Annotated in this window: 19 protein-coding genes and 1 other RNA gene; 8 read left to right on the top strand and 12 right to left on the bottom strand. The window is 71.1% G+C overall.

Going from position 1 to position 22,368, the window contains the following annotated elements; genetic code table 11:
• Positions 1-26 precede the first annotated feature (26 nt).
• Together DEJ03_RS06750 and DEJ03_RS06745 are read left to right on the top strand one after the other, a co-directional pair.
• Complete coding sequence (locus DEJ03_RS06750) at positions 27-1,199, top strand: hypothetical protein (protein ID WP_146237665.1); 1,173 nt, start codon at positions 27-29, stop codon at positions 1,197-1,199.
• A 19-nt stretch (positions 1,200-1,218) separates the two neighbouring features.
• The gene (locus DEJ03_RS06745; RefSeq protein WP_084741405.1) at positions 1,219-2,007 is read left to right on the top strand and encodes an inositol monophosphatase family protein; all 789 of its coding nucleotides are present in this window, start codon (positions 1,219-1,221) and stop codon (positions 2,005-2,007) included.
• Between the two features lie 18 nt (positions 2,008-2,025).
• Here DEJ03_RS06745 and DEJ03_RS06740 read toward each other — a convergent pair whose 3' ends face one another.
• The gene (locus tag DEJ03_RS06740; RefSeq protein WP_258370628.1) at positions 2,026-3,609 is read right to left on the bottom strand and encodes an MFS transporter; all 1,584 of its coding nucleotides are present in this window, start codon (positions 3,607-3,609) and stop codon (positions 2,026-2,028) included.
• A 525-nt stretch (positions 3,610-4,134) separates the two neighbouring features.
• Here DEJ03_RS06740 and DEJ03_RS06735 point away from each other — a divergent pair.
• The 5 genes from DEJ03_RS06735 (at position 4,135) to DEJ03_RS06715 (ending at position 12,727) form a co-directional block, all read left to right on the top strand.
• On the top strand, positions 4,135-6,834 hold the full coding sequence (locus tag DEJ03_RS06735) for a LuxR family transcriptional regulator (protein WP_110864002.1): 2,700 nt from the start codon (positions 4,135-4,137) through the stop codon (positions 6,832-6,834).
• 422 nt (positions 6,835-7,256) lie between these two features.
• On the top strand, positions 7,257-9,071 hold the full coding sequence (glmS, locus tag DEJ03_RS06730; RefSeq protein ID WP_110864001.1) for a glutamine--fructose-6-phosphate transaminase (isomerizing): 1,815 nt from the start codon (positions 7,257-7,259) through the stop codon (positions 9,069-9,071).
• A gap of 163 nt (positions 9,072-9,234) precedes the next feature.
• Complete coding sequence (locus DEJ03_RS06725; RefSeq protein WP_181422629.1) at positions 9,235-9,948, top strand: M50 family metallopeptidase; 714 nt, start codon at positions 9,235-9,237, stop codon at positions 9,946-9,948.
• 88 nt (positions 9,949-10,036) lie between these two features.
• Positions 10,037-11,422 carry an O-acetylhomoserine aminocarboxypropyltransferase/cysteine synthase family protein gene (locus tag DEJ03_RS06720; RefSeq protein WP_110863999.1) on the top strand — a complete coding sequence of 462 codons (1,386 nt, stop codon included), beginning with the start codon at positions 10,037-10,039 and terminating at the stop codon, positions 11,420-11,422.
• The gene (locus DEJ03_RS06715; protein ID WP_110863998.1) at positions 11,423-12,727 is read left to right on the top strand and encodes an LLM class flavin-dependent oxidoreductase; all 1,305 of its coding nucleotides are present in this window, start codon (positions 11,423-11,425) and stop codon (positions 12,725-12,727) included.
• Positions 12,728-12,743: 16 nt separating this feature from the next.
• On the opposite strand, the gene DEJ03_RS06710 is transcribed toward DEJ03_RS06715, so the two are convergent.
• The 7 genes from DEJ03_RS06710 to DEJ03_RS06680 form a co-directional block, all read right to left on the bottom strand.
• The gene (locus tag DEJ03_RS06710) at positions 12,744-13,646 is read right to left on the bottom strand and encodes a hypothetical protein (RefSeq protein ID WP_110863997.1); all 903 of its coding nucleotides are present in this window, start codon (positions 13,644-13,646) and stop codon (positions 12,744-12,746) included.
• Between the two features lie 161 nt (positions 13,647-13,807).
• Positions 13,808-14,184: a transfer-messenger RNA gene (gene ssrA, locus DEJ03_RS06705) on the bottom strand.
• Positions 14,185-14,279: 95 nt separating this feature from the next.
• Entirely contained in the window at positions 14,280-14,756 is a 477-nt protein-coding gene (gene smpB / locus DEJ03_RS06700) for an SsrA-binding protein SmpB (protein ID WP_027465851.1), read from the bottom strand.
• A 131-nt stretch (positions 14,757-14,887) separates the two neighbouring features.
• Positions 14,888-15,802 carry a permease-like cell division protein FtsX gene (gene ftsX / locus DEJ03_RS06695; protein WP_027465852.1) on the bottom strand — a complete coding sequence of 305 codons (915 nt, stop codon included), beginning with the start codon at positions 15,800-15,802 and terminating at the stop codon, positions 14,888-14,890.
• Entirely contained in the window at positions 15,799-16,554 is a 756-nt protein-coding gene (gene ftsE, locus DEJ03_RS06690) for a cell division ATP-binding protein FtsE (protein WP_017888215.1), read from the bottom strand. Before ftsE ends, ftsX begins: the two co-directional genes overlap by 4 nt.
• 61 nt (positions 16,555-16,615) lie before the next feature.
• On the bottom strand, positions 16,616-17,725 hold the full coding sequence (prfB, locus tag DEJ03_RS06685; protein WP_110863996.1) for a peptide chain release factor 2: 1,110 nt from the start codon (positions 17,723-17,725) through the stop codon (positions 16,616-16,618).
• A 114-nt stretch (positions 17,726-17,839) separates the two neighbouring features.
• The gene (locus DEJ03_RS06680; RefSeq protein WP_220034118.1) at positions 17,840-18,334 is read right to left on the bottom strand and encodes a GNAT family N-acetyltransferase; all 495 of its coding nucleotides are present in this window, start codon (positions 18,332-18,334) and stop codon (positions 17,840-17,842) included.
• Between the two features lie 151 nt (positions 18,335-18,485).
• On the opposite strand from DEJ03_RS06680, the gene DEJ03_RS06675 reads away from it, so the two are divergent.
• Positions 18,486-19,121 carry a hypothetical protein gene (locus DEJ03_RS06675; protein WP_110863994.1) on the top strand — a complete coding sequence of 212 codons (636 nt, stop codon included), beginning with the start codon at positions 18,486-18,488 and terminating at the stop codon, positions 19,119-19,121.
• On the opposite strand, the gene DEJ03_RS06670 is transcribed toward DEJ03_RS06675, so the two are convergent.
• From DEJ03_RS06670 to DEJ03_RS06655, 4 genes are all read right to left on the bottom strand, one after another.
• Positions 19,114-19,494: a hypothetical protein gene (locus tag DEJ03_RS06670; RefSeq protein WP_146237664.1), complete on the bottom strand. Its 381-nt coding sequence runs from the start codon at positions 19,492-19,494 to the stop codon at positions 19,114-19,116. The genes DEJ03_RS06675 and DEJ03_RS06670 overlap by 8 nt on opposite strands.
• A 174-nt stretch (positions 19,495-19,668) precedes the next feature.
• Positions 19,669-20,241, bottom strand: a complete 573-nt coding sequence (locus DEJ03_RS06665) for a hypothetical protein (RefSeq protein ID WP_258370627.1) — start codon at positions 20,239-20,241, stop codon at positions 19,669-19,671.
• The gene (locus DEJ03_RS06660; RefSeq protein WP_146237663.1) at positions 20,238-21,041 is read right to left on the bottom strand and encodes a hypothetical protein; all 804 of its coding nucleotides are present in this window, start codon (positions 21,039-21,041) and stop codon (positions 20,238-20,240) included. The genes DEJ03_RS06665 and DEJ03_RS06660 overlap by 4 nt, the downstream gene beginning before the upstream one ends.
• Before the next feature lie 103 nt (positions 21,042-21,144).
• Positions 21,145-22,326 carry a cysteine desulfurase family protein gene (locus tag DEJ03_RS06655; protein WP_110863991.1) on the bottom strand — a complete coding sequence of 394 codons (1,182 nt, stop codon included), beginning with the start codon at positions 22,324-22,326 and terminating at the stop codon, positions 21,145-21,147.
• Positions 22,327-22,368: the final 42 nt, after the last annotated feature.

Raw genomic sequence — 22,368 nt, 5'->3', positions numbered from 1 at the left:
CGCATCGGGGTTGTACAGTTGCGGACGTGTCTGAAGTTGCAAAGTACAACTTTGCGCCGACCCCCGCTGTCGACGCCCCGTCCCCGAGCACGACGACGACGTCGCACGCGCACCACTCCCCCACCCACAATTCCCCACGAGCCCCGAAGCCGCAGCGGTCCGACAGCGTCCTGCGCCCCGCCGACCTCGGTCGCGTGCTGCGGACGTTCGCCTCGCACATCCTCGTGCCGCTGTTCCTGGCCGCCGGCATGGGCCTGGCCTACCTCGGCGCCTTCCACGCCCCGGCCCCGCAGGAACTGCCCGTCGGCATCGTCGGCCAGGGCGCGGCCACCCAGGTGTTCGCCCAGACCGTGACCGACCAGTCCGACGGCGCCCTCGTGGCCCACGTCGTCGCATCGACGAAGGCGGCCGAGCAGCAGGTGCGCGACCGCGACCTCGCCGCCGTGTACGCGCCGACGGCGACGGGTGCCACGCTCTACGTCTCGACCGCCGCGTCGGAGACCACCGCGAGCGCCGCGCAGAAGGTGTTCCTGCCGATCGCCTACGACCAGCACGTGCCGTTCCGGGTCGTCGACGTCGTGCCCACGGGCGACCAGGACACCACCGGCCAGGGGCTGTTCTTCCTGCTCGTGGCCCTGAGCGTCGGCGGGTACGCGTCCGCGATCGCCGTGGCGTCGGTCGCGACGAAGCTCCGTGCCGTGTGGACCGCGGTCATCGGGCTCGCCACCGCGGGGGTCGTCGCCGGCATCGGCGTGATCGTCGCCGGACCGATCTACGGCGTCATCACCACCCACCACTGGCAGGTGTTCCTGTTCGCCTGGCTCTACGACGCGATCATCGTCGCACTCGGCGTCGGGCTGCACCCCGTCCTCGGACGGTGGACCACCCCGATCCTCACGATGCTGTTCGTGATGCTGAACTTCACGTCGTCCGGCGGGATCTTCCAGCCGGCGTTCCAGCCCGGGTTCTTCGCCGCCCTGCACACCTTCTGGAGCGGTGCCGCATGGCTGCAGGCCGCTCAGGACCTGCAGTACTTCCCGGACGCCTCGCTCGGCCGGTCGTCGCTCGTGCTCGCCCTCTGGCTGGCCGCCGCGCTCCTGCTCTGCGTCGTGGTGCACGGGCTCGTCGCCCGCCGGACCCGCATCGCCCGCGAGCGCGAGGTCACCCGGCTCGAGGAGGAAGAGGTCGTCGCCGCGTAGCGACGGTAGGTTGGGCGACGTGGACCTCAGCGCCGACCTGGACTTCGCCCGCTCCCTCGCCGACACCGCCGACGCGATCAGCCTCGAGCGCTTCCGTGCCGCTGACCTGCACGTGACGAAGAAGGCCGACAGCACGCACGTCACCGACGCGGACCAGGCCGTCGAACGGGCCCTGCGCGAGCGACTCGCCGCCGAGCGACCGGACGACGCGTTCCTCGGCGAGGAGACGACGGCGGACACCGGGGCCGAGGCCGTCAGCGAAGGACACCGCCAGTGGGTGGTCGACCCGATCGACGGCACCGCCAACTACCTGCGCGGCGTGCCGGTGTGGGCGACCCTCATCGCGCTCGCGGTCGACGGCCGCCCGGTGCTCGGCGTCGTGAGCGCTCCCGCCCTCGGCAAGCGCTGGTGGGCGGCCGAGGGCTCCGGCGCGTTCTCGCTGGACGGACCGCTCCGGGTCTCCGGGGTGTCCGAGCTCGCCGATGTGAGCCTGAGCTACAACAGCATCCAGCAGTGGGACGACGACGACCGCCTCGAGCCGCTCGTCGACCTGTCGCGCCGGGTCTGGCGCACCCGAGCCTACGGCGACATGTGGTCGTACATGATGGTGGCCGAGGGCGTCCTCGACGTCGCCGGCGAACCGGACCTGAAGCCGTGGGACATCGCAGCCCTCGTCCCCATCGTCGAAGAGGCCGGCGGCCGCTTCACCTCGCTCGACGGCGATCCCGGGCCGTGGCACGGCAGCGCCCTCGCCTCGAACGGCCTGGTGCACGACGCCGTCGTCGAGGTCATCCGCCGCGACTCCTAGGCACGGTCGGCGGGCAGGTCAGCCCCGCTCGGTGGACCCCGGTGCCTCGGTCCGCTCGGCGGATCCGTTCGCCCCGGTGCGCTCGGACCCCGCGGCCGCGCCAGCGTGCTCGGAGTCCCCGTCCGACCGCCGCGCCGCCCGCCGACGCGTCACCAGGTCCGCACCGGCCAGCACGAGCGCCAGCGCCATCAGCGACACCGTGAACGTCGTGCCGCTGCGGAACGCGTCGTGGTACGCATCAAGACGGCTTCCGGACCCGCCAGATCCCGACCCCGCCGCCTCGCTCCGCACGATCCCGTAGAAGATGCTCGTCGCGACCGCGGTGCCGATCGCGGTACCGACACGCTGCCCGAGCTGCTGCATCGACCCCGCCACCCCGGACTGCTCGACGGGGATCTCGGCCAGGGTCAGGGTCTGGTTCGGCGACACCACGAACCCGCCACCGAGTCCGCCGACCAGGAACGCGCCCGCCATCGCCCACGGGGTGACCTCCGGCGGGGTGGCGACGGCGGCGACCATGAGCAGCAGGAAGCCGACGACGACCATCCCGAGCCCGGCGACGACCAGCGCCCGCCCGACCCGGTCGACGATCCGTCCGCCGATGTACGAGCCGACGGCACTCGTCGCGGCGAAGGGGATGCTCACCATGCCCGCGAACAGGGGCGAGAGCCCGAGGCCCTCCTGCAGGTACAGCGTCACCATGAGGAACGACGCCGGCAGCGCCGCGAAGTAGACCGCCACGATCGACAGACCGTTGCGGTACGACGACAGCCGGAAGAGCTCGAAGTGCACCACGGGCGACTTGCCCTGCCGCTTGAACCGCTGCTCCCAGAGCACGAACAGCACGAGGAACACCGCGAAGCCGACGAGCCAGAACCAGCGGGTGGCGGAACCACCGCCGCCGCTGGTCAGCACGAACGGCAGCATCAGGGTGATGATCGCCGCACCGAGCAGCAGGATGCCGACGACGTCCAGTTCACGGTCCTGCGCTTTCCCCTGGGCACCCTTCGGCAGCAGGCGGACGGCGAAGAGCAGTGCGGCGATCCCGAGGGGCACGTTCATCCAGAACAGCAGCCGCCAGCCGGACTCCTCGCCGCCGATCGCGATGAGGCCACCGCCGATGGTCGGCCCGAGGGCGGTGGAGATGCCGATCATCGCCCCGAACAGCCCGAACGCGCGACCCCGCTCCGGTCCGCGGAACAGCTGCTGCACCAGTCCGATGACCTGGGGCATCTGGATCCCGGCGGCGAAGCCCTGCAGGATCCGCGTGACGATCAGGACCTCGATGTTCGGTGCGACGGCGCACAGCAGGCTCGATCCGGTGAACGCACTGAGCCCCACGATGAACATGACGCGCCGGCTCTTCAGGTCCCCGAGCCGACCCGCGGGCACCAGGGCGAGGCCGAACGCCAGCGCGTACCCCGCCACGATGAGCTGGAGCGACGAGCTGGTGGCTCCGAGGGACTGCTCGATCGAGGGCAGCCCGACGTTCACCTTGGACAGGTCGAGGATCGTCAGGGCCGCCACCGCGACGCACACGGCGAAGGCGCGCCACCGGGTGCGGTCATCGAGGCGGGCGTCGGTCGGTTCAGCGTTGGACATCCCGTCCTGGCTACACCTGCGACGACGAACGAGGTCCGGACAGAGCTGTACCCCGGTTCCGTCAGACGGACCCTGATCGGGGTGCAGAGGGCGGGTGCCACACCCCCCTCGTGGCCCCCCGTACTGGGGGCACCGTTCTGGACATCTGCGAGCCGGAGTCCGCTCGGCGGGCCGGTACCTGAGTTATCGTGCTCCAGACGGCAGGTCACGTGACGCTCTCGGATTCCCTAGATCCGGACGGCGGAACAGACCGGTCGTGTTCGTCCGAAGACCCTAACCCGAGGGGTGATACAGACGATGACATCATCGTTCCCGAGCGGAACCGAGTGCACCCACACTCGTCGACCGCATCCAATCCACGACAGTTCCGGCGCGCGCTCAGTCGCCGCCGCTCGTCCGCACTCCGCCACGGTCACCCGCCGTGCAGCAGTCCGGTCCGCCTCCGTGCGCCCCGTCGCAGCGACCCCCGTGTTCGCCGACGCCCTCCTCGCAGCATCCGCCTCCGGACCCGGAGGCCGGTGAGTCATGGCACTCACCGGTCGACGTCTCGAGGTCGACCGGATCGCGACCCTCGCAGTGCTCCCACGGGAGTCCGCGATGGTCGTGGTCGGCGACCCTGGTTCCGGACGCAGCAGCGTCCTCGACGCGGTCTCGAACCGCGTTTCCCTCCCCGTCGTCCGGGTCGGTGTCAACGGGAGTGAATCCCGCTGGCCTCTGGCCGGGGTGACCTCCCTGTTCACCGCGCTCGACGACCCTCGAGCGACCGCACACATCGCCCACCTGCTGCAGGCAGGCGGGACCGCGGCCGCCGTGACGGCCGGGCTGGCGGCGGCGCACGACTTCCTCGACGCCGTGCACGCCCTGACCCTCCCGCCGACGCTCGTCCTGATCGACGACCTCGACCGGATGGACTCGGAGAGCCAGGAACTCATCGCGTTCCTCGCCGGACGACTCGCGGGCACCGCCCTGCGTGTCGTGGCGACGGTCCGCTCGGTGCCGTCGGACGGGCCGCTCGCGGCCCTGCCGACCCTGCGCATCGAACCACTGCCCTCGGACGAGGCCCTGGTCCTCGCCCGGGCCATGGCACCCGCCGAGGCGAACGACGGCGTCCTCGCCGTCCTCGCCGAGGAGACCGGTGGCAACCCCGGCGCGCTCCGCGAACAGCTCGCGGTGCTCACCCGGGAGCAGCTCACCGGCGCGGAGCCGATCGTGCTCCCGCTCCGACCCACTCCGACGACCGAGGCCATCGCGGCACTCGCACTCGGGCCCGCCGCGGGACGCGATCTGGACGTCCTCGCGAAGCTCGCCCTGGTGCCCGTCGCGAAGACCACGGCGTGGGACCGGGACGAGCTGGACGACCTGGTCGGGGCCGGTCTCGCGACCGTCCGCGGGCAGAGCGTCACCGTCCGGCACCCGCTCGTGCGTTCCGCGCTCTACTGGCGGATGCCCGCCCGTGACCGTCGCGCGGCACACGCCGAGCTGGCCACGGCGAGCGCGGAGAACGACCCGCGGTCGGCCGCGTGGCACCGGAGCTTCGTCGACGACGTCCCCGACGTGGTCGCGCTGCTCCGGGCCGCACGGTCGTACGTCGTGGACGGCAACGTGCACGCCGCGATCGCACTGACCGAACGTGCCCTGCACATCGGTGGCGGGACCGAGGACGAGCACGTCGCGCTCCTCGGGGTCGCGGAGGCCATGCTCGGCAAGCGCCTGCTCGGCTTCGCCGCGCGGTACCTCGCGGCGCTCCGTCCGTTCCGGACGACGCCGAACGAGGTCCGCCGGCTCCGGCTGCAGTACTCGGCCGAGTACCTCAGCGGTGACGCCGTGCACGCGGACGAGCTGCTCGTCCCCGTCGACGCGACCGACCCGGCCGAGGTGGACGCCGTCGCCGGGCTGATGGCCATGGTGGCCTGCTTCCGTGCCGAGGCGTGGGAGCTCGACCAGGCCAAGGACCTGCTGCACCGGATCGAACCGCTCGAGGGGTCGGCGTCCGCGCACACCCTCGAGATCGCGACGACCGCGCGGGAGCTCATCGCCGCCGTGGACGGCGTGCTGCCGCCCGACACCGAGCTGCACGACGGGCTCGCGACGTCGGAGCTCGTGGCGATGTCCGACCCGGCCCTGCTGCTCCTCGCCCACGCGCTGAGCATCGGCGAGCGCTACCGGAGCGCGCGACGGGTGTTCGCACTCGTGCTCGCCCGGGGGCAGGAGACCGCGGCGGTGTGGACCGAGGCGGCCCGCTACCTGACGTCCGAGAACGAGGTGCGCTCCGGCAACTTCCGGCAGGCGCTCCGCGCGATCGACGTGTGGGAGTCCGGTTCGTCCGTCGCCGAGCGGTTGCGTGAGCCCTCCCGGGCGATCGCCGTCGCGTGGCGGCACTTCGCCGAGGGCCGTTCCGCCGAGGCGCTCGACGTCGTGGACCGGTGCCTCGAGCACCGTTCGACGAGTCGGCTCTGGGGTGCGACGGCGAAGCTGCACGCGCTCCGCGGCAAGGTCCTGCTGCTCGACGGTCGACTCGACGAGGCAGCCACCGCGCTCGAGGCCGCCGACGCCATCGGTCGGTCGCTCCGGAACCCCGCGGTGCTCCGGCACCTCGGCGACCTGGTCGAGGCGTACGTGCGCCTCGGACGGATCGACGACGCGCGGACGATCACGGCCCGCCTGGCGGCGGACCACCACGCCCGTCCGGGGCGCTGGGGTGCCCTGGTGCTGGCGCGGAGCCTCGCGCTCGTCGCCGACGACACCACCCGCGAGCCGGCCCGGCGCCGTGCGCTGGAACTGTTCCAGCCGCACGACTCGCAGTACGAGCGGGCTCGCACGTTCGCGGCGCTGGCCGCCGTCGGCAACCCGGCGGAACGGCCGCGTCTCGGAGCGGCGGCCGCAGCGGCGTACGAGGCGGCCGGCCTGCGTCGACCGCTCGTGACCCCGGCGCCGGCTGCGGCGATGCCGCAGTTCGGCACGGGCTCGTCGTCGATCCGGTCCGCACCGGTGCTCTCGCCGGCGTTCCCCGGGACGCCGCGCAGCGCCCCCGACGCATCGGCGGTGCTCACGTCGCTGACCGCCGAGGAGCGCGCGGTGGTGCAGAAGGTCACCGAGGGCTACCGCAACCGCGAGATCGCGTCATCGCTGTTCATGTCGCAGCGCACGGTGGAGCTGCGGCTCACGCAGATCTACCGCAAGGTCGGCGCGCGGTCGCGGTCACACCTGGTCGCGCTCCTCACGTAGGAGACGCACCACAGGACGGACGGGAGGCCCGGTACCAGCTGGTGCCGGGCCTCCCGTCCGTCGTCCCTCGCTTGGTGCGACGGCGATTGCGGGAGTCCGCACGCGACCGCAGCACGGTGTGCCCCCGCACGCGGGGAACCGCAAGAGCGTCCGACGGGTGTTGCCGTGTGGTCGGCGGCGGGTGAGGCTTCTCCTGCACCGACCGCCGTGCCCCTCCCCCGGGGGCCAGCCCGCGGTACCTGAGTCCGGTACCCGAACCCCTCGGCCCAACGACACCGACGTCCGTCCTCGCCTGATCCGAGGACGGGCGTCGGTTCCCGGGCCGGGAGGCCCCGGACGCGCGGCAGACCCGACGGCGGTCGGTGCCGCACCAGTCCCACCTCCCCGTTCCACCCACTCTCGTTCCCCCGAAGGGACAGCCGATGTGCGGCATCATCGCGGCCCGCGTGTCTGACGACGCGACCCCCTACCTGCTCGACGGACTCGAACGACTCGAGTACCGCGGGTACGACTCCGCTGGCATCGCCGTCCGGACGGCCGTCGGCCGCACCGAGACGATCCGCTCGGTCTCCCGCGTCGGCGACCTGCGCACCCTCGTCGCTGCACGCTCCGGTGACGCGTTCACCGGCGTCGGCATCGGCCACACCCGCTGGGCCACGCACGGTGCCGTGCGCGAGGCGAACGCGCACCCGCACGCCGACTGCACCGGCCGGATCTCGATCGTGCACAACGGCATCATCGAGAACGTGGACCGGCTGCGGCAGACGCTCGAGGCGCAGGGCCACCGCTTCCGGTCGGACGTCGACTCCGAGGTCATCGCGCACCTGGTCGAGCGGGCCCTGGCGGTCGACCCGGACCTGATGCTCGCGGTGCAGATCGCGACGGCGCAGCTCGAGGGCTCGTGGGCGATCGTGGTCCTGGACGCCCGGGACGGCCGGATGGTCGTGGCGGCCGACCGTTCGCCGCTCGTCGTCGCCCGCTCCGGCCGCGGTGACTTCGTGGCGAGCGACATCGGCGCGATCGCCGAGTGGTGCGAGACGTTCGTGGCGCTGCGCGACGGCGACGTCGTCGAGCTCGGTGAGGCATGGACCTGGTCGTCCGACGGCATCACGGTGCCCGTGCCGTTCCCCACGCCGTCCCCGTTCGCCGCCGCAGCACTCGACCTCGGCGACCACACCGACCACATGGCGAAGGAGATCGACGAGCAGGCCGACGTCGTCGCGACGATCCTGGACCGGGTGACCCGCCGCACCGCCGACGGCAGCATGTGGGTGGGCCTCGGCCTGGCCGGCTTCCACCGGCTGGCGATCGTCGCCTGCGGCACGTCGCTGAACGCGGGCCAGGTGATCGCGACCGCACTGCGCGGGATCGGTGGTGTGCCGACCGACATCGTCGTCGCGAGCGAGGCCGACCAGGCCGTGCTCGGTCCGGGCACCCTGGTCGTCGCGATCAGCCAGTCCGGTGAGACCGCGGACGTGCTCCGCGCCCTGGACCGGTTCGAGGACCGCCACCCGGTGCTCGCGCTGACGAACAACATGCACTCCTCGCTCGCTCGACGGGCCGACGCCGTGCTCGACTGCCACGCCGGCCCGGAGATCGGGGTCGCCGCCACCAAGACGTTCACGGCGCAGGTCGTCGTCGGGGTCGCGGCGATGATCTCCGCGATGGTGGCCTCCGGCCGCATCGAACCGTCCCGCGCGCAGGTGCTCGTCGACGAACTGCTCGACCTGCCGGCACGGATCGAGCACGCCGCGCGGGTGTCCGCCGAGCGGATGCCGCTGCTGGTGTCGAGCGTCAAGGAGGCGACCGGCTTCCTGTTCCTCGGCCGCGGTGCCGGACTGCCGTACGCCGCCGAGGGCGCCCTGAAGCTCAAGGAGCTCAGCTACCGCTGGGCCGAGGCCTACCCCGCCGGCGAACTCAAGCACGGGCCGCTCGCGCTGGTGGACGACGGCACCCCGGTGGTTGTCATCGACCACGGTGAGCCGAAGATCCAGTCGGCGATCGCCGAGGTCCGGGCACGCGGTGGCTTCGTCATCACGATCGGCGGCGAGTCAGCGGACATCCCCGCGCTCGGCCGCCGTGGCACCGGGGACCTGGCCTGGGGTGCGATGACCGCGCCGTGGGGTCCGCTCGAGGCCGTCGTGCCGCTGCAGATGCTCGCGCGGGAACTGGCCCTGCAGCTCGGGTGCGACGTCGACAAACCCCGGAACCTGGCGAAGTCGGTGACGGTCGAATAGCCGGGCGCCGACGCGTGAACCGCCTGACGGTGTTCCTCGCCGTCCTCACCGCCCTGGCGATCGCCGGCACCGTGGTCCTGGTCACGGTGGTGCTGACGACGCCCGGGCTCTCCTGACGCCGATCCCGCAGGGTCTTCCTGGGCGGGGCTGCGATGCTGGTCACTTGACCACCGCAGCCCCGCCCCTCGTCTTCGTCGCGCTCCTCGTCGGCGCCGTCCTGCCGTTCGTGCCGTTCGTCGGCCGCGTGGCCCGCATCGCCGCGACCATCGCGCACGAGGTCGGGCACGCGATCGTCGTCGTGCCGTTCGGCGGGCGGATCCAGCGGATCGAGCTGCACCCGGACGGGTCCGGCGAGGCCTGGGTCCAGCTCGGCCGGGTGCCCGGCGGCATCCGGTGGCTCGTCCGGATCCTGAACCTGTACGCCGGGTACAGCGCACCCCTCTGGGCGGGGGTGCTCCTGGTGACCGGGGTGCTGCACGGCTCCCGCTGGCTGCCCGTGGTGGTGCTCGCGGTCATCGGGCTCGTGGCGCTGGCGTTCGTCCGGAACTGGTTCGGCCTGCTCGTCGTGCTCGGCTTCGACGCGCTCGCCCTGTGGGTGGCCGTCCGCCCGTCCGAGGCGACCGTCCTCGTCGTCGCCGCCGTCGGGGCGTTCTTCGTCGTCGACGGCCTACGCTCGGTGGTGCAGGTCGGTCGCTGGCTGGTCACCGGCGCGCGGGTGCAGACCGACTTCCACATCGCCGCGGCCGAGATCCGGGTGCCGGCGTCCCTGTGGTTCGTGCTGTTCGTCGCCGTGAACGCCGTCGCCGTGTGGCTGGCGCGCGAGCCGCTGCTCCAGGTCTGGGACACCGTCGTCGCCGGGGTCCGCGCGCTCGTCTGAGGCTGCGCTCGCGTAACCGGGGGCCGCAATCGCCTGTCCGCGCCGAGCGGCTGCGAGGCTACCGCCAGACGACCCCCGGAGGTGTCCCATGGCGACCGACGACCACGGCTTCGCGACCGAGCAGGTACACGGCGGCTTCGTGCCCGACGCCGGGCACGGCGCCCGGGTCCCCGCGATCCACATGTCCTCCGGGTTCCTGTTCGACGACTTCGACCAGGCCCGCGACCGCTTCGCCGACACCGACGACGGCTACACCTACACGCGCCTCGGCAACCCCACGAACGCCGACGTCGAGCGTCGCGTGGCGCTGCTCGAACGCGGTGTCCAGGCGATCCTGGTCGGCAGCGGTCAGGCGGCGGCGACCGTGGCGTTCCTCGGCCTGCTGCAGGCCGGCGACCACGTCGTCAGCGCCCGGAGCATCTACGAGGGCACGCGCGGGCTGCTGCTGCAGAACCTCGGCCGGCTCGGCATCGAGGTCGACTTCGTCACCGATGCCCGCGACCTCGACGCCTGGGCCGCCGCGGTCCGACCGAACACGAAGGCGTTCTTCGCCGAGACGATCCCGAACCCGAAGAACGACGTCCTCGACATCACCGGCGTCGCCGAGACCGCACACCGCGCCGGCGTCCCGCTGATCGTCGACAACACCCTCGCCACGCCGTACCTGGTGCGCCCGGTCGAGCACGGTGCGGACATCATCGTGCACTCGGCGTCGAAGTTCCTGTCCGGGCACGGTGCCGGACTCGGCGGCGTGGTCGTCGACGGCGGCCGGTTCGACTGGTCCGCGGCCCCCGAGCGCTGGACCCACCTGACCAGCCCCGAGCGGTCCCTCGGCGGCGAGAGCTACGTCGACCGGTACGGCAACCGGGCCTTCGCCGTGTTCGCCCGCGACGTCGTCGCCGCACGCATCGGCCCGGCGCCGTCGCCGTTCAACGCGTTCCTGCTCCGCCAGGGCATCGAGACGCTGTCACTGCGGGTGGAACGCCACTGCGCGAACGCGCTGGCCGTCGCGTCCTGGCTGGACCAGCAGCCGGAGGTGACGAGCGTCGACCACGCGGGCCTGGCCTCCAGTCCGTTCCACGACCTCGCCCAGCGCTACCTGCCCCGCGGGGCCGGGTCCGTCTTCGCCTTCACGCTCGCCGGTGGCGAAGCAACCGCGCGGGCGTTCATCGACGCCGTGCAGCTGTTCAGCCGGATGACCCACCTGGGCGACGTCCGCTCGCTGATCCTGCACCCGGCGACCACCACGCACGCCGGCCGCACGCCGGAGGAGCGAGCCGAGCAGGGCATCGACGACGGCCTGATCCGGCTGTCGGTCGGCATCGAGGACGTCGCGGACCTGCTCCGCGACCTGGAACGCGGGCTCGTCGCGGTGCGGTCCGCAGACGCCGCCGCCGGCCTGGAGGCACGTGGAGCGTCCGACGCGCAACGCACGGCAGTCGGTCGGCCGGCCCTCGACCGGCAGGAGCGCTGAATGGCCGAGCTGCAGCACTTCGGGTACTTCTTCTCGCGCGGCTTCGGCCCGCAGGCGTGGGGACGGTCCGACTGGGACTGGGGCCACGACTGGACGAAGCCGGAGCTGTACCAGCAGTCCGTCCGGACGCTCGAGCAGGCCGGCATGGACCTGGTCATCGCCGAGGACGCCGTCTCGCTCGGCTCCCCCGCCACCCTCGACCTGCGCATCCGGCAGGCGTACGGCGGCCCGAAGCACGACCCGCTGCTGCTCGCCCCGTACCTGTTCGCCGCGACCTCGCACATCGGCATCGCGCCGACCGTCAACGCGGGCATCACCCCGCCGTACCTGGCGGCACGGCAGTTCGCGACCCTGGCGCACCTGTCCTCGGACCGTCTCGGCATCAACGTCGTCACCGACGTCGGCAGCGCACGCCACGCCGGCCTGCCGCCGCTGCCGCACGACCAGGCGTACGACCGCGCCGAGGAGTGGATCACGCTGCTCCGCCGGCTCTGGCACTCGTGGGGCGACGCGTACGTCGGCGCACCGGACTCGTGGCACTTCGCGGACGGCGACGCGCTCGACGCGTTCCACCACGAGGGCGCCCACTTCACCGCCGACGGTCCGCTCAACGCGCTGCCGCTGGCGTCGGACCCCGTGGTCGTCTCACCCGGTGGCTCGGGCCGAGGGCTCGCGTTCGCCGGCACCCACTCGGACGTGCAGCTCGCACTCGCGCCGCTGTCCGCCGTCGCGGTGACGGAGTACCGAGCCCGGGTGATCGCGGCAGCCGAGGCCGCAGGGCGGTCCACCGCGGACCTGCGGATCCTGTTCGTGCTGAAGCCCGTGATCGTGTCCTCACCGGAAGAGGCCGACCGCATCGTCGCGGCGTCCGAGCACCCCTCCGACGACGCGCTGCGTGCGGCGGCGATCGCGTGGTCGAGCGACTCCGAGACCGACCTGCTCGCGCTCGACCTGGGTGCCCCGGTGCCCGACGGGACCTTCGGTGAGCACGTCTCGGCCGGCACGATCCGCGGGCTGCTCGGGGACACCCCGGACGCACCGTTGCGGGAGCTGCTCACCCGCAAGGCGCGGCAGGGGCGGATCGCGTCACGCTCGGGGTTCGTGGGGACCGCCGACGAGTTCGCGGACTTCATCGAGGAGCTCGGCAGCGACGCCGACAACGACGGGATCATCTTCTCGGGCGACCTGCACCCGGCGCAGATCCACCGGATGTTCGGCGACCTGGTGCCGGTGCTCCGGCGCCGAGGGCTCCTGCGACGGGAGTACGGCGCCGGAGGGATCCGGGCGAACCTGTTCGACTTCTAGCGGGGGCGGCTGCGAGCTACTTCTTCTTCTTGGACTTCTTCTTCGCGTCGTCGTCCTTCTTCGACTTCTTCTTGCCGTCGTCGTCCTTCTTCGACTTCTTCTTGCCGTCGTCGTCCTTCTTCGACTTCTTCTTCGCGTCGTCGTCCTTCTTCGACTTCTTCTTGCCGTCGTCGTCCTTCTTGGACTTCTTCTTGCCGTCGTCCTTCTTCGACTTCGCCTTGCTCGCACCCGTCGGCAGCGGCAGGACGGCCGACACGGCCCCCGGCTCCGCCTGCGAGGCGTCGGCGTCGTCGGACGCAGCCTCGGTCTCCGGCGACTCCACCCCGTCGATCGGCTCGACGACCACGGCCGAGCCGGTGTCCAGCTCGACGTCGACCGCGTGCTCCTCGAGCACCGGTGCCAGGGCGTCGGCGACCCGCTCCACCGTCAGGACCGCGTCCGCCTCGGCGAGTCGGAGCAGCGCCTGCGCGGTCCGGACCCGGGTGGTCGTCTTGCGCTCGAGGACGTCGGACCGTGCCCCCTCGAGGAACGTGCGCAGGGCGCGTTCCACGGCGGAGCGTCCGCGCGGGGCAGCGCGGTCGAGCCGATCGAGTTCCCCGGCGACCCCGGAGACGTCGTCGGCGACGTGCTCGTGGCGGACCGACTCGATGAGCGCGGCGATGGCTGCGGCGGCACGTTCGACCCCGGCGGAGCGCTGGTCGAGCACGACGAGCATCTCGACCACCGAGCCGTAGGTGACGGTCTCGAGGCGAACCGGCTCCGCGCCGCGGCCGCGAACGACCAGACGGGTGTCGGGGTTCGGCAGCCATGCGGCGAGAGCGGCGACCGTGGCGACGGAGCCCACGATCCGCTCGTACTCGCTGAGCACCACTCGTTCTTGCTCCCGCAGACGGACACGGATCGCGATCTCCTGCACCACGTGCTGACCTCTCGTTCGGGTTCGACGCGAGCGTGTTCTGCGCGCCTGCTCCGGAGCGTAGTCCTCGGACGTGGCGGAACAGCGAACGCCCCGGCACTGTCCAGGGGACGGTGTCGGGGCGTTCAGGTGGCGCAGCGTGACAGCGGTCGTCGTTCGGCGAATGGTGGAGATGGGGGGAATCGAACCCCCGTCCATCGCTGCAATTCGACGTCTTCTACGGGCGTATCCGGATAGTTCGTTCTGCTCGGCCCCGTCCTTTGCTACCGGCTTCTAGGACGACGGGCCCAGTCTCAGTGCAAGTCCCGCACGGCCCTGAGGCGCAACCGTGCAGCAAGTCCTCTGGATGACGTCGGGATCAGGTTAGAAGACGGTCACCTGGCCGACGGACTTCATGTGCTGGGCTGCTTACGCAGCGAGAGCGAAGTCAGTGCGCTTGGAATTGGCACTTGTTGTTTTCCACGGATCGTTTACGAGATAACCGTGGGTCCTCGGCCCGCTTCCCGTCGGCACACAGGCAATGTCGAAACCGATCATCCCCATGCGGGCCGGACGTGCGAGCCGCTGTCACGCTGTTGAGTTGCCAATGCTCCTGTCGGAGCAGTCCCTCAGTCTAGCCGAGGAGGTGCGTCGGCGCTACTCGCCGACGCGGTTCCGGGTGCGCATGGCCCGCTCGGCCTCACGCTTGTCGGTCTTCTCGCGCAGGGCCTGGCGCTTGTCGAACTCGCGCTTGCCCTTCGCGACGGCGATCTCGATCTTGGCCCGACCGTCGTGGAAGTAGATCTGCAGCGGCACGAGGGTGTAGCCGCCCTGCGCCGTCTTGTGCGAGATCTTCACGATCTGCTGCTTGTGCAGGAGCAGCTTGCGCTTCCGCCGCGGCGAGTGGTTGTTCCAGGTGCCCTCGGTGTACTCCGGGATGTGCACGGCGTCGATCCACGCTTCGCCACCGTCGATGTAGGCGTACCCGTCGACCAGGGACGCGCGCCCCATCCGCAGGGACTTCACCTCGGTGCCGGACAGGACCATGCCCGCTTCGTACGTGTCCTCGATGAGGTAGTCGTGCCGTGCGCGACGGTTCGTCGCGACGATCTTCTCCCCGCGTTCCTTCGCCATGACGACTCCTCTCGATGGTGACCGGTGCAGTGCGCTGCGTGGGTGGTTCCGCGCAGCCCTACAGACTACTCAACACGAAGCGGGCGGCGCACCTTCCCGGCGCGCCGCCCGCTCGCGGATGCTGTGCTGCGTCAGACCTTGAGGTACCGGCGGATGGCGATCGACGCCGACGCCGCGGCGAGGAGCACCCCGATCACGATCACCGCGGGGACCACGATGGCCGCGTCCCCCATGCCGATGAACGCCGTGCCGGTGAAGCGCTCCGCCAGGAAGTTCCGGACGAAGAACCAGACCACGGCGGTGATGGCGCCACCGGCCAGGACGGCTCCGATGGCGGCGGCGATCACCCCCTCGAGCACGAACGGTGTCTGGATGAACCGGTTCGACGCACCGACGAGCCGCATGATGCCGAGCTCTCGCCGTCGACTGAACGCCGACAGGCGGATCGTCGTCGCGATGAGCAGCACCGCGGCCACGAGCATGAGCGCCGCGATGCCGATCGCCGTGTACGACGAGGCGTTGAGCAGGTTGAAGATCGGCTGCAGGTACCCGCGTTGATCGACGACGCTCTGCACGCCGGCGACCTTCGACAGGCTCTCGACCAGGACGTCTGCCTGCGACGGGTTCTTCAGGTTCACCCAGAAGGTCTCGTTCAGGTACTCCGGCTTGACGAACTCCGTCGCGGCCGAGTCCTTGAACTGCTCCTTGAACCGGGTGAAGGCCTGGTCCTGGTTCTCGTAGTAGGTCTTCTCGATGTACGGCTTGAGCGTCGACGAGTCGAGCTGCGCCTGGACCTGCTCGCGCTGGTCGGCGGTGGCCTTCGCGCCGGTGCAGTTGCCCGTGGTGTCGGTGTCGGTGCACAGGTAGACGGCGACCTGCGCCCGGTCGTACCAGTACCCCTTCATCTGGTTGATCTGCATCTGGAGCAGGATCGCCGTGCCGACGAAGGTCAGGGAGATGAAGGTCACGAGGACGACGGAGACGACCATCGACGCATTGCGCCGCAGGCCCGAGCCGACCTCGGACATGACGAGCCCGAGCCTCATCGGATGAGCCCCGGGATCGTCTGGATGCCGGTGGTGTTGGACACGGTGCCTCGCTGGATCGGGACGGCCTGGGTCTGGTAGCCGCCGGACTGTTCGTCGCGCAGGACGGTGCCGTTCGAGAGCTCGATGACCCGACGCTGCATCTGGTTCACGATGCTGGCGTCGTGCGTCGCCATCAGCACGGTGGTGCCTCCCTGGTTGATGCGTTCGAGGAGCGCCATGATGCCGGCGGACGTCGTGGGGTCCAGGTTTCCGGTGGGCTCGTCGGCCAGCAGGATCGCCGGCTTGTTCACGACGGCGCGGGCGATGGCCACACGCTGCTGCTCACCACCGGAGAGTTCGTGCGGCATGCGAGTGGCCTTGCCGGCGAGCCCGACGAGCTTCAGCACGTCGGTCACGGCCTCGCTGATGAAGCCCTTGCTCTTGCCGATGACCTGCAGCGAGAACGCGACGTTGTCGAACACGTTCTTGTTCGGGAGCAGACGGAAGTCCTGGAAGACCACGCCGAGGTTGCGGCGGAAGTACGGGACCTTCCGCGATGCCAGGGACCCGAGGCGCTGCCCGAGCACGTGGATCTGCCCGCTCGTGGGCTTCTCCTCCTTGAGCACGAGGCGCAGGAAGCTGGACTTGCCGGAACCGGACGCGCCCACGAGGAACACGAACTCGCCCTTGAGGATCTCGAGGGTGAGGTTGTCGAGCGCCGGACTCGGGTTGCCCGAGTAGACCTTGGTGACCTGGTCGAATTTGATCATGACCGGATCAGGGTAGGTCGCCCCGCTTGGAAAGCAAGCGAGGCGCGCGGCTCAGGAACCCCTACTCGGCAGCGGATTGCTTGCGCCAGCGGATGCCCGCGTTGATGAAGCCGTCCAGATCGCCGTCGAACACGGCTGAGGGGTTGTTCACCTCGTGCTCCGTCCGGAGGTCCTTGACCATCTGGTACGGCGCCAGGACGTAGGAGCGGATCTGGTCGCCCCAGCTCGCCGTGATGTTGCCGGCGAGTTCCTTCTTCTTCGCGTTCTCCTCTTCCTTCTTCAGGAGGAGCAGGCGCGACTGCAGCACGCGCATGGCGGCCGCACGGTTCTGGATCTGCGACTTCTCGTTCTGCATCGAGACGACGGTGCCGGTCGGGATGTGCGTCAGGCGCACCGCGGAGTCGGTCGTGTTGACGGACTGGCCGCCGGGGCCCGACGAGCGGAACACGTCGACGCGGATGTCGTTCTCGGGGATGTCGATGACGGCGGTCTCCGGCATGAGCGGGATGACCTCGACCGCGGCGAAGGAGGTCTGGCGCTTGCCGGCGGCACCGAACGGCGACATCCGCACCAGGCGGTGGGTGCCGGCCTCGACCGACAGTGTGCCGAACGCGTGCGGGGCGTCGATCTCGAACGTCGCGGACTTGATGCCCGCTTCTTCGGCGTACGAGGTGTCCATCACGGTGGTCTTGTAGTTGTGCTGCTCGGCGTACCGGAGGTACATGCGGAGGAGCATCTCGGCGAAGTCCGCCGCGTCGACGCCACCCGCACCGGCGCGGATCGTGATGACCGCCGGACGGTCGTCGTACTCGCCGTCGAGGAGCGTCTGCACCTCGAAGTCGCCGATCATCTTCTGGATCGCCTTGAGCTCGGCGAGGGCTTCGTCGGCGGACTCCTGGTCGTCGCCCTCGTTCGCCATCTCGACCAGCACCTCGAGGTCGTCGATGCGCTGCTCGGTGTCGGTGATCTTCTTCAGCTCCGACTGGCGGTGCGAGAGCGCGCTCGTCACCTGCTGCGCGTGGTCGACGTCGTCCCAGAGGTCCTGGGCCCCGGCCTGCTCGCTGAGGTCGGCGATCTCACGCTGCAGGCGGTCGACGTCGACCACCGAGCGGATGTTGCCGAAGGTCTCGCGAAGGGCGGAGAGCTGCTCGGTGAAGTCCAGTTCGACCATGGTCATCGATCCTACCGGCGCGAGTCCGACTCGGCCGACCGGGAGGCCCGGTGCGGGTCCGCCTCGCTGGTCGCGGTCTTCCTCCGAACGCCTCGCACCCCCGCCCCGGCCCCGTCATCCGGGCCTCCGGTGCGATCTGGCGATCGCGTACCGTCGCAGCCGCACGCCACCGCGGCGCTCGGTCGACAGCAGGACGGCGTCGTAGTGCTCCAGCACCCCGATGGAGCCGTCGTTGTCGTCATGGCAGACGGCGATCACCGGGTCGATCCCGACGCGCGACGCGTGCGCGAGCACCTGGCCCAGCGCCCAGGTCGCCACGCCTCGGCCCCTCGCCGACGGGCGGATCCCGTACCCGACGTGGCCGAACCGCTGCACGCCGGCCGCGTCTCCCGGCGCCCGGAGTGCGATCCCGCCCAGGACGCGGCCGTCCTCGACGATCCACCAGAGGGCCCCGGGTCTGGCGTGCAGTCGGCCGACCCAGGTGCGGAACCCGTCCTCGTCGCCGACGTCGTCGTGCGCGGTGATCCCGAATCCGTCCTCGTGCACACCCGGCCCCCACTCGGCATGCGCTTCGGCCCACGCCTCGTACAACGCCGTCTGCGGTCTCACCAACTCGAGCATGTCCAAGTATCACAACGAAGCGGGTCGGTGGCGATCCCCTCCTGCGGATCCGACGCCAGTCGCTTCCGGGGTCGCGCGCGCGACCCGCACCGACCGTGACCCGTAGAGTCGAGAGACTCTCGACGTCAGGACCCGAACGATGACCAGCCCCGCAACCGACCCAGCCGGAGCCGAGCGTTGGGCAGCCGCCGCCCGGCTCGCCGACGGCCAGAGCGACGACGGGCTCCACCGTCGCAGGACGCGCGTGTTCGTGTGGGTGGGGGCACTCGTCCTGGTCTCGTGGGCGGTCGGGGTGGTCCTGGCGCTGGTACTGGTGCCGGCCACCGGGAGCAACCACGCGAGTGGCGGCGGTGGCGTGCAGCTGCTCCTCCAGCTCCTGCTGTTGCTGCTCGGGCTGGTCGTCGGCATCGTCGGTTTCGTGTGGGCATACCGCTCCGGTCACTACGTCACTCGCTGGCGATCGGTGAGCAGCCCGCTCTCGCGCGCTGAGCAGCGGTCGGTGCGGCGTCAGATCGCCGGCAAGGAGCCGATCGACGACGAGCACGCGGACATCGTCACCGCGGTCGCCGTGCAGAACCGTCGAGCCACGCTCGGGATCCTGCCGATCGTCGGCGCTCTGATGCTGTTCGCCGCGTCGACAGCGGTGAGCACGGACAGTCTGCCCATCAAGCTGCTCGAGCTCGTCGCGTCGCTCGCGTTCGTGGTCGGGCTCGTGCAACTCGCCTTCCAGTACCGACGAGCCGGGCGGTTCCTCTCGGAGCGCCCCGTCAGCTGACGTCGTCCGGCTGGCCGTCCGCACCGCTCGACCGTTGGCGACGTCGGTTCCTCATGACCAGCAGGAGACCGACCAACGACGCGGCGCTCCCGAGGAACACCCCCGCTCCGACCCACGTCGTGACGGACGTGCTGTGTCCGAAGAGCGCGTTGATGGGCATGCCGAGTCCGACGGCAACGCCGGTGAGCAACACCGCGCAGGTCGGTTCGAGCCACGGAGGCGACAGGATCGACCGTCGGTCGACCGGGAGGCCGCGGTCCAGTCGAGCACGCGCAGCTCGCTCGCGGTCCTGGATCGTGATCCCGATCATCGGCCCCCAGAACGCCACCGTGGCCTGGCTGCCGCCGGGATCGACCACGATCAGGATCGCCATCGTCGCAACCGCACCGCCGAGGTACCACCAGGGGAAGACCCGACGGATCGGGACGGCCCAGCGGCTTTCCCGCCGGGTGCCGTTCCGCGGGTGGCGCTCGCCGCCACTCGTGACCACGGTCAGCGCTCCCGGCGCAGATCGGCGCTGACCTGCGGTTTCGGAGAGGTCACGAGCTCAGGCTACTGGCGGACGTCCGTCCACCTCGCCGCTCCCGGTGAGCACGTCCGAAGTACCGTCACCTGCTCGAGACCGCGCAACCGCCAGTGCCTGCTCAGCCGACGCGAGGAGCACCGGATCACTGGCCCGTCTGAGCGCGACGGCGAGTGTGAAGTCCTCGACGGCACGGTCGACGCTCCCGGCTGCGAGGAGCGCCTTGCCCCGGTGTTGCCGCATCACGGCCTCGCGAGTCGTCCCGATGCACTCGGCGACGAGGAGGTCGTACTCGCGCACAGCGGTGCGGGTGTCGCCGAGGTCAAGGTGGCAGTCGGCCCGCAGTGCTCGGACACGCTGCGTCGAGGCGACCCGTTCGAGACGACGAAGCGCATCGCCCGCCTTGCCGGTCCACAGCAACTCGATCTCCTCACGGAGTGGGTCGTCTGCCGATCCTGCGCGGAACGCAGCGAGGTCGGTGATGACCGGACGGAGATCGGCGGACCGGATCCGCCATCCGGGGCCGCCCTCGACGTCATGCGTGGCGCCCGTCCCCCGGGTGTGCGGCGTTCGAGGTTCCGGGATGCACGCCGTCACGGTCGTCCCTTGCGGAACGGAAACCGGAACGACCGTCGCCGAACCGCCACGGGCCGAAGCCCTTCTGCCAATCGCGTCAGCTCCACACGCAGATCCGCATCAACGGTCGGCACCCCGACACCCGGGTGCCGAGGGAACGGGTTGCCCTCGATCCCGAGCACGGTCAGTGCGGCGTGGGCGTGCCCGGATGCCGATTCCGGGTCTCCGAGCCGGCTCGCGACGCGGGCGCGCGCAGTCAGGTACCGGACGACGCGGTCGCGGAAGAACGCCGTCCTCCGGATCGAGTCCTCGGCGCCGGCGAGCAGTGCGTCCGCCTCGGCGAGCGACGAGGGATCGCCGAGCTGCAGGAGCACCTCGGCCAGGAGGACCTCCGACATGCCGGTGGTGAACGAGTCGGAGCCGCACTCGGCGATGCGCCGGAGGACGCTCCAGTACTCGTCAGCGGCGTCACGCAGACGTCCCGACAACGCCAGTGACATCGCGAGCACCTCCCCGCCGCCGTTCACGCGCGCCTGCGACCCGCCGACGGCCTCGATCTCCGCCATGAACCGGACGAGCAGCCCCCGACCGACCTCGCGGACGCCCTCGTCTGCGGCGCCCTGCAGGGCGAGGGTCACCCCCTGGATGCGGATGTACTCGAGCCTGGACGATCTCGCACGTGCGAGCTTCGCTTCGAACGCCGCAGCGATCTCGTCGTCCCACTCGGTCGAGCGGTACCAGTTGTCGTCCCGCGGCGGTCGGACTCGCGCTGGACGGCGGACGTCCCCTGCGTCGTGTACGTCGTCCGGCCTCGGCACCACGAGCAGCAGTATGCCCTGGAAGGGGACCGGCGTCAGCGTCGCAGCCGAGATCGCCGGTGTCCCACCCAGGCGCAAGCCGAATTGACTGCGCCGGAGTCAACCACTACCGCCCGAGCATCGGCTCCCGCGACGCCATCCCAGCTGCACCGGCCCGAGCGACCGCATCGGGCAGCGCCGTCAGGAACGCGTCGACGTCGGCATCGGTCGTCGTGTGGCCGAGCGTGATCCGGAGCGCACCACGGGCGTCCTGCTCCGACAGCCCCATCGCGAGCAGCACGTGCGACGCCTCGGGCACGCCGGCCTGGCACGCCGACCCGGTCGACACCGCGACCCCGGCGGCGTCGAGCAGGAACAGGAGCGAATCGCCCTCGCAGCCGGGGAACGTGAAGTGCGCGTTGCCCGGCAGCCGGTCGACCGGGTCCCCCATCAGCACCGCAGACGGCACGGCCGCACGGACCCCGGCGACCAGGCGGTCCCGCAGGGCGACGAGCGACGGGTGCGGCATCGGCTCGGCGACGACCGCGCTGGCCGCGACACCGAAGGCCGCAGCCGCCGGGGCGTCCTGCGTGCCGCTCCGCACCTGCCGCTGCTGCCCCCCGCCGTGGATGAGGGGTTCGACGGTGGCCTTCCGCCCGAGCACGAGTGCACCGATGCCGACGGGCCCGCCGATCTTGTGCGCGGAGACGCTGAGGGCGTCGAGGCCGGACCCGGCGAACGACACCGGCACCTGCCCGTAGGCGGCGACCGCGTCGCTGTGCACCGGGACGCCGGCGGCGTGCGCGAGCTCGACGATCCGTGACACGGGCTGGATGGTGCCCACCTCGTTGTTCGCCCACAGGAACGTGACCAGGGCGACGTCCGAGGCGTCGGCGAGTCGCGCCTCCAGTCCGGCGAGGTCGACGCGACCCTGCGCGTCCAACGGGACCACGTCGATGACGGCGCCCTCGTGCGTCTCCAGCCAGGTCAGGGTGTCGACGGTGGCGTGGTGCTCGCCGCCCGGGACGACGATGCGGGGCCGCTGGCGGTCGCGCTGGCGAGCCCAGAACAGGCCCTTCACGGCGAGGTTGATGCTCTCGGTGCCGCCGGAGGTGAACACGACCTCCACCGGGTCGGCGTCGAGCGAGCGGGCGACGGCGGCGCGGCCGTCCTCGAGCAGCATCTTGGCACGCTGACCGGCGCTGTGGATGGACGACGGGTTGCCGACGGTGCCCAGGGCATCGGTGAAGGCGGCGAGCGCCTCCGGCAGGATCGGCGTCGTCGCGGCGTGGTCGAGGTAGACCGACAAATGCACCCCCTGGATCGAGCAGTGTCCAGGATACGCGCCGGT

The sequence above is a fragment of the Curtobacterium sp. MCLR17_043 genome, from assembly GCF_003224215.1.
In the GTDB taxonomy this organism is placed as follows: Bacteria; Actinomycetota; Actinomycetes; order Actinomycetales; family Microbacteriaceae; genus Curtobacterium; species Curtobacterium flaccumfaciens.
This window is presented reverse-complemented; position numbering and strand designations above follow the sequence as displayed.

Coding starts and splice junctions, on each gene's coding strand:
- DEJ03_RS06670 (WP_146237664.1), bottom strand. CDS start 19,494: ATGGCGATCCTGATCGTGGTCGATCCCGGCGGCAGCCAGGCCACGGTG.
- DEJ03_RS06735 (WP_110864002.1), top strand. CDS start 4,135: ATGGCACTCACCGGTCGACGTCTCGAGGTCGACCGGATCGCGACCCTC.
- DEJ03_RS06675 (WP_110863994.1), top strand. CDS start 18,486: ATGACCAGCCCCGCAACCGACCCAGCCGGAGCCGAGCGTTGGGCAGCC.
- smpB (WP_027465851.1), bottom strand. CDS start 14,756: ATGGCGAAGGAACGCGGGGAGAAGATCGTCGCGACGAACCGTCGCGCA.
- ftsE (WP_017888215.1), bottom strand. CDS start 16,554: ATGATCAAATTCGACCAGGTCACCAAGGTCTACTCGGGCAACCCGAGT.
- glmS (WP_110864001.1), top strand. CDS start 7,257: ATGTGCGGCATCATCGCGGCCCGCGTGTCTGACGACGCGACCCCCTAC.
- DEJ03_RS06720 (WP_110863999.1), top strand. CDS start 10,037: ATGGCGACCGACGACCACGGCTTCGCGACCGAGCAGGTACACGGCGGC.
- ftsX (WP_027465852.1), bottom strand. CDS start 15,802: ATGAGGCTCGGGCTCGTCATGTCCGAGGTCGGCTCGGGCCTGCGGCGC.
- DEJ03_RS06715 (WP_110863998.1), top strand. CDS start 11,423: ATGGCCGAGCTGCAGCACTTCGGGTACTTCTTCTCGCGCGGCTTCGGC.
- DEJ03_RS06740 (WP_258370628.1), bottom strand. CDS start 3,609: ATGTCCAACGCTGAACCGACCGACGCCCGCCTCGATGACCGCACCCGG.
- prfB (WP_110863996.1), bottom strand. CDS start 17,725: ATGGTCGAACTGGACTTCACCGAGCAGCTCTCCGCCCTTCGCGAGACC.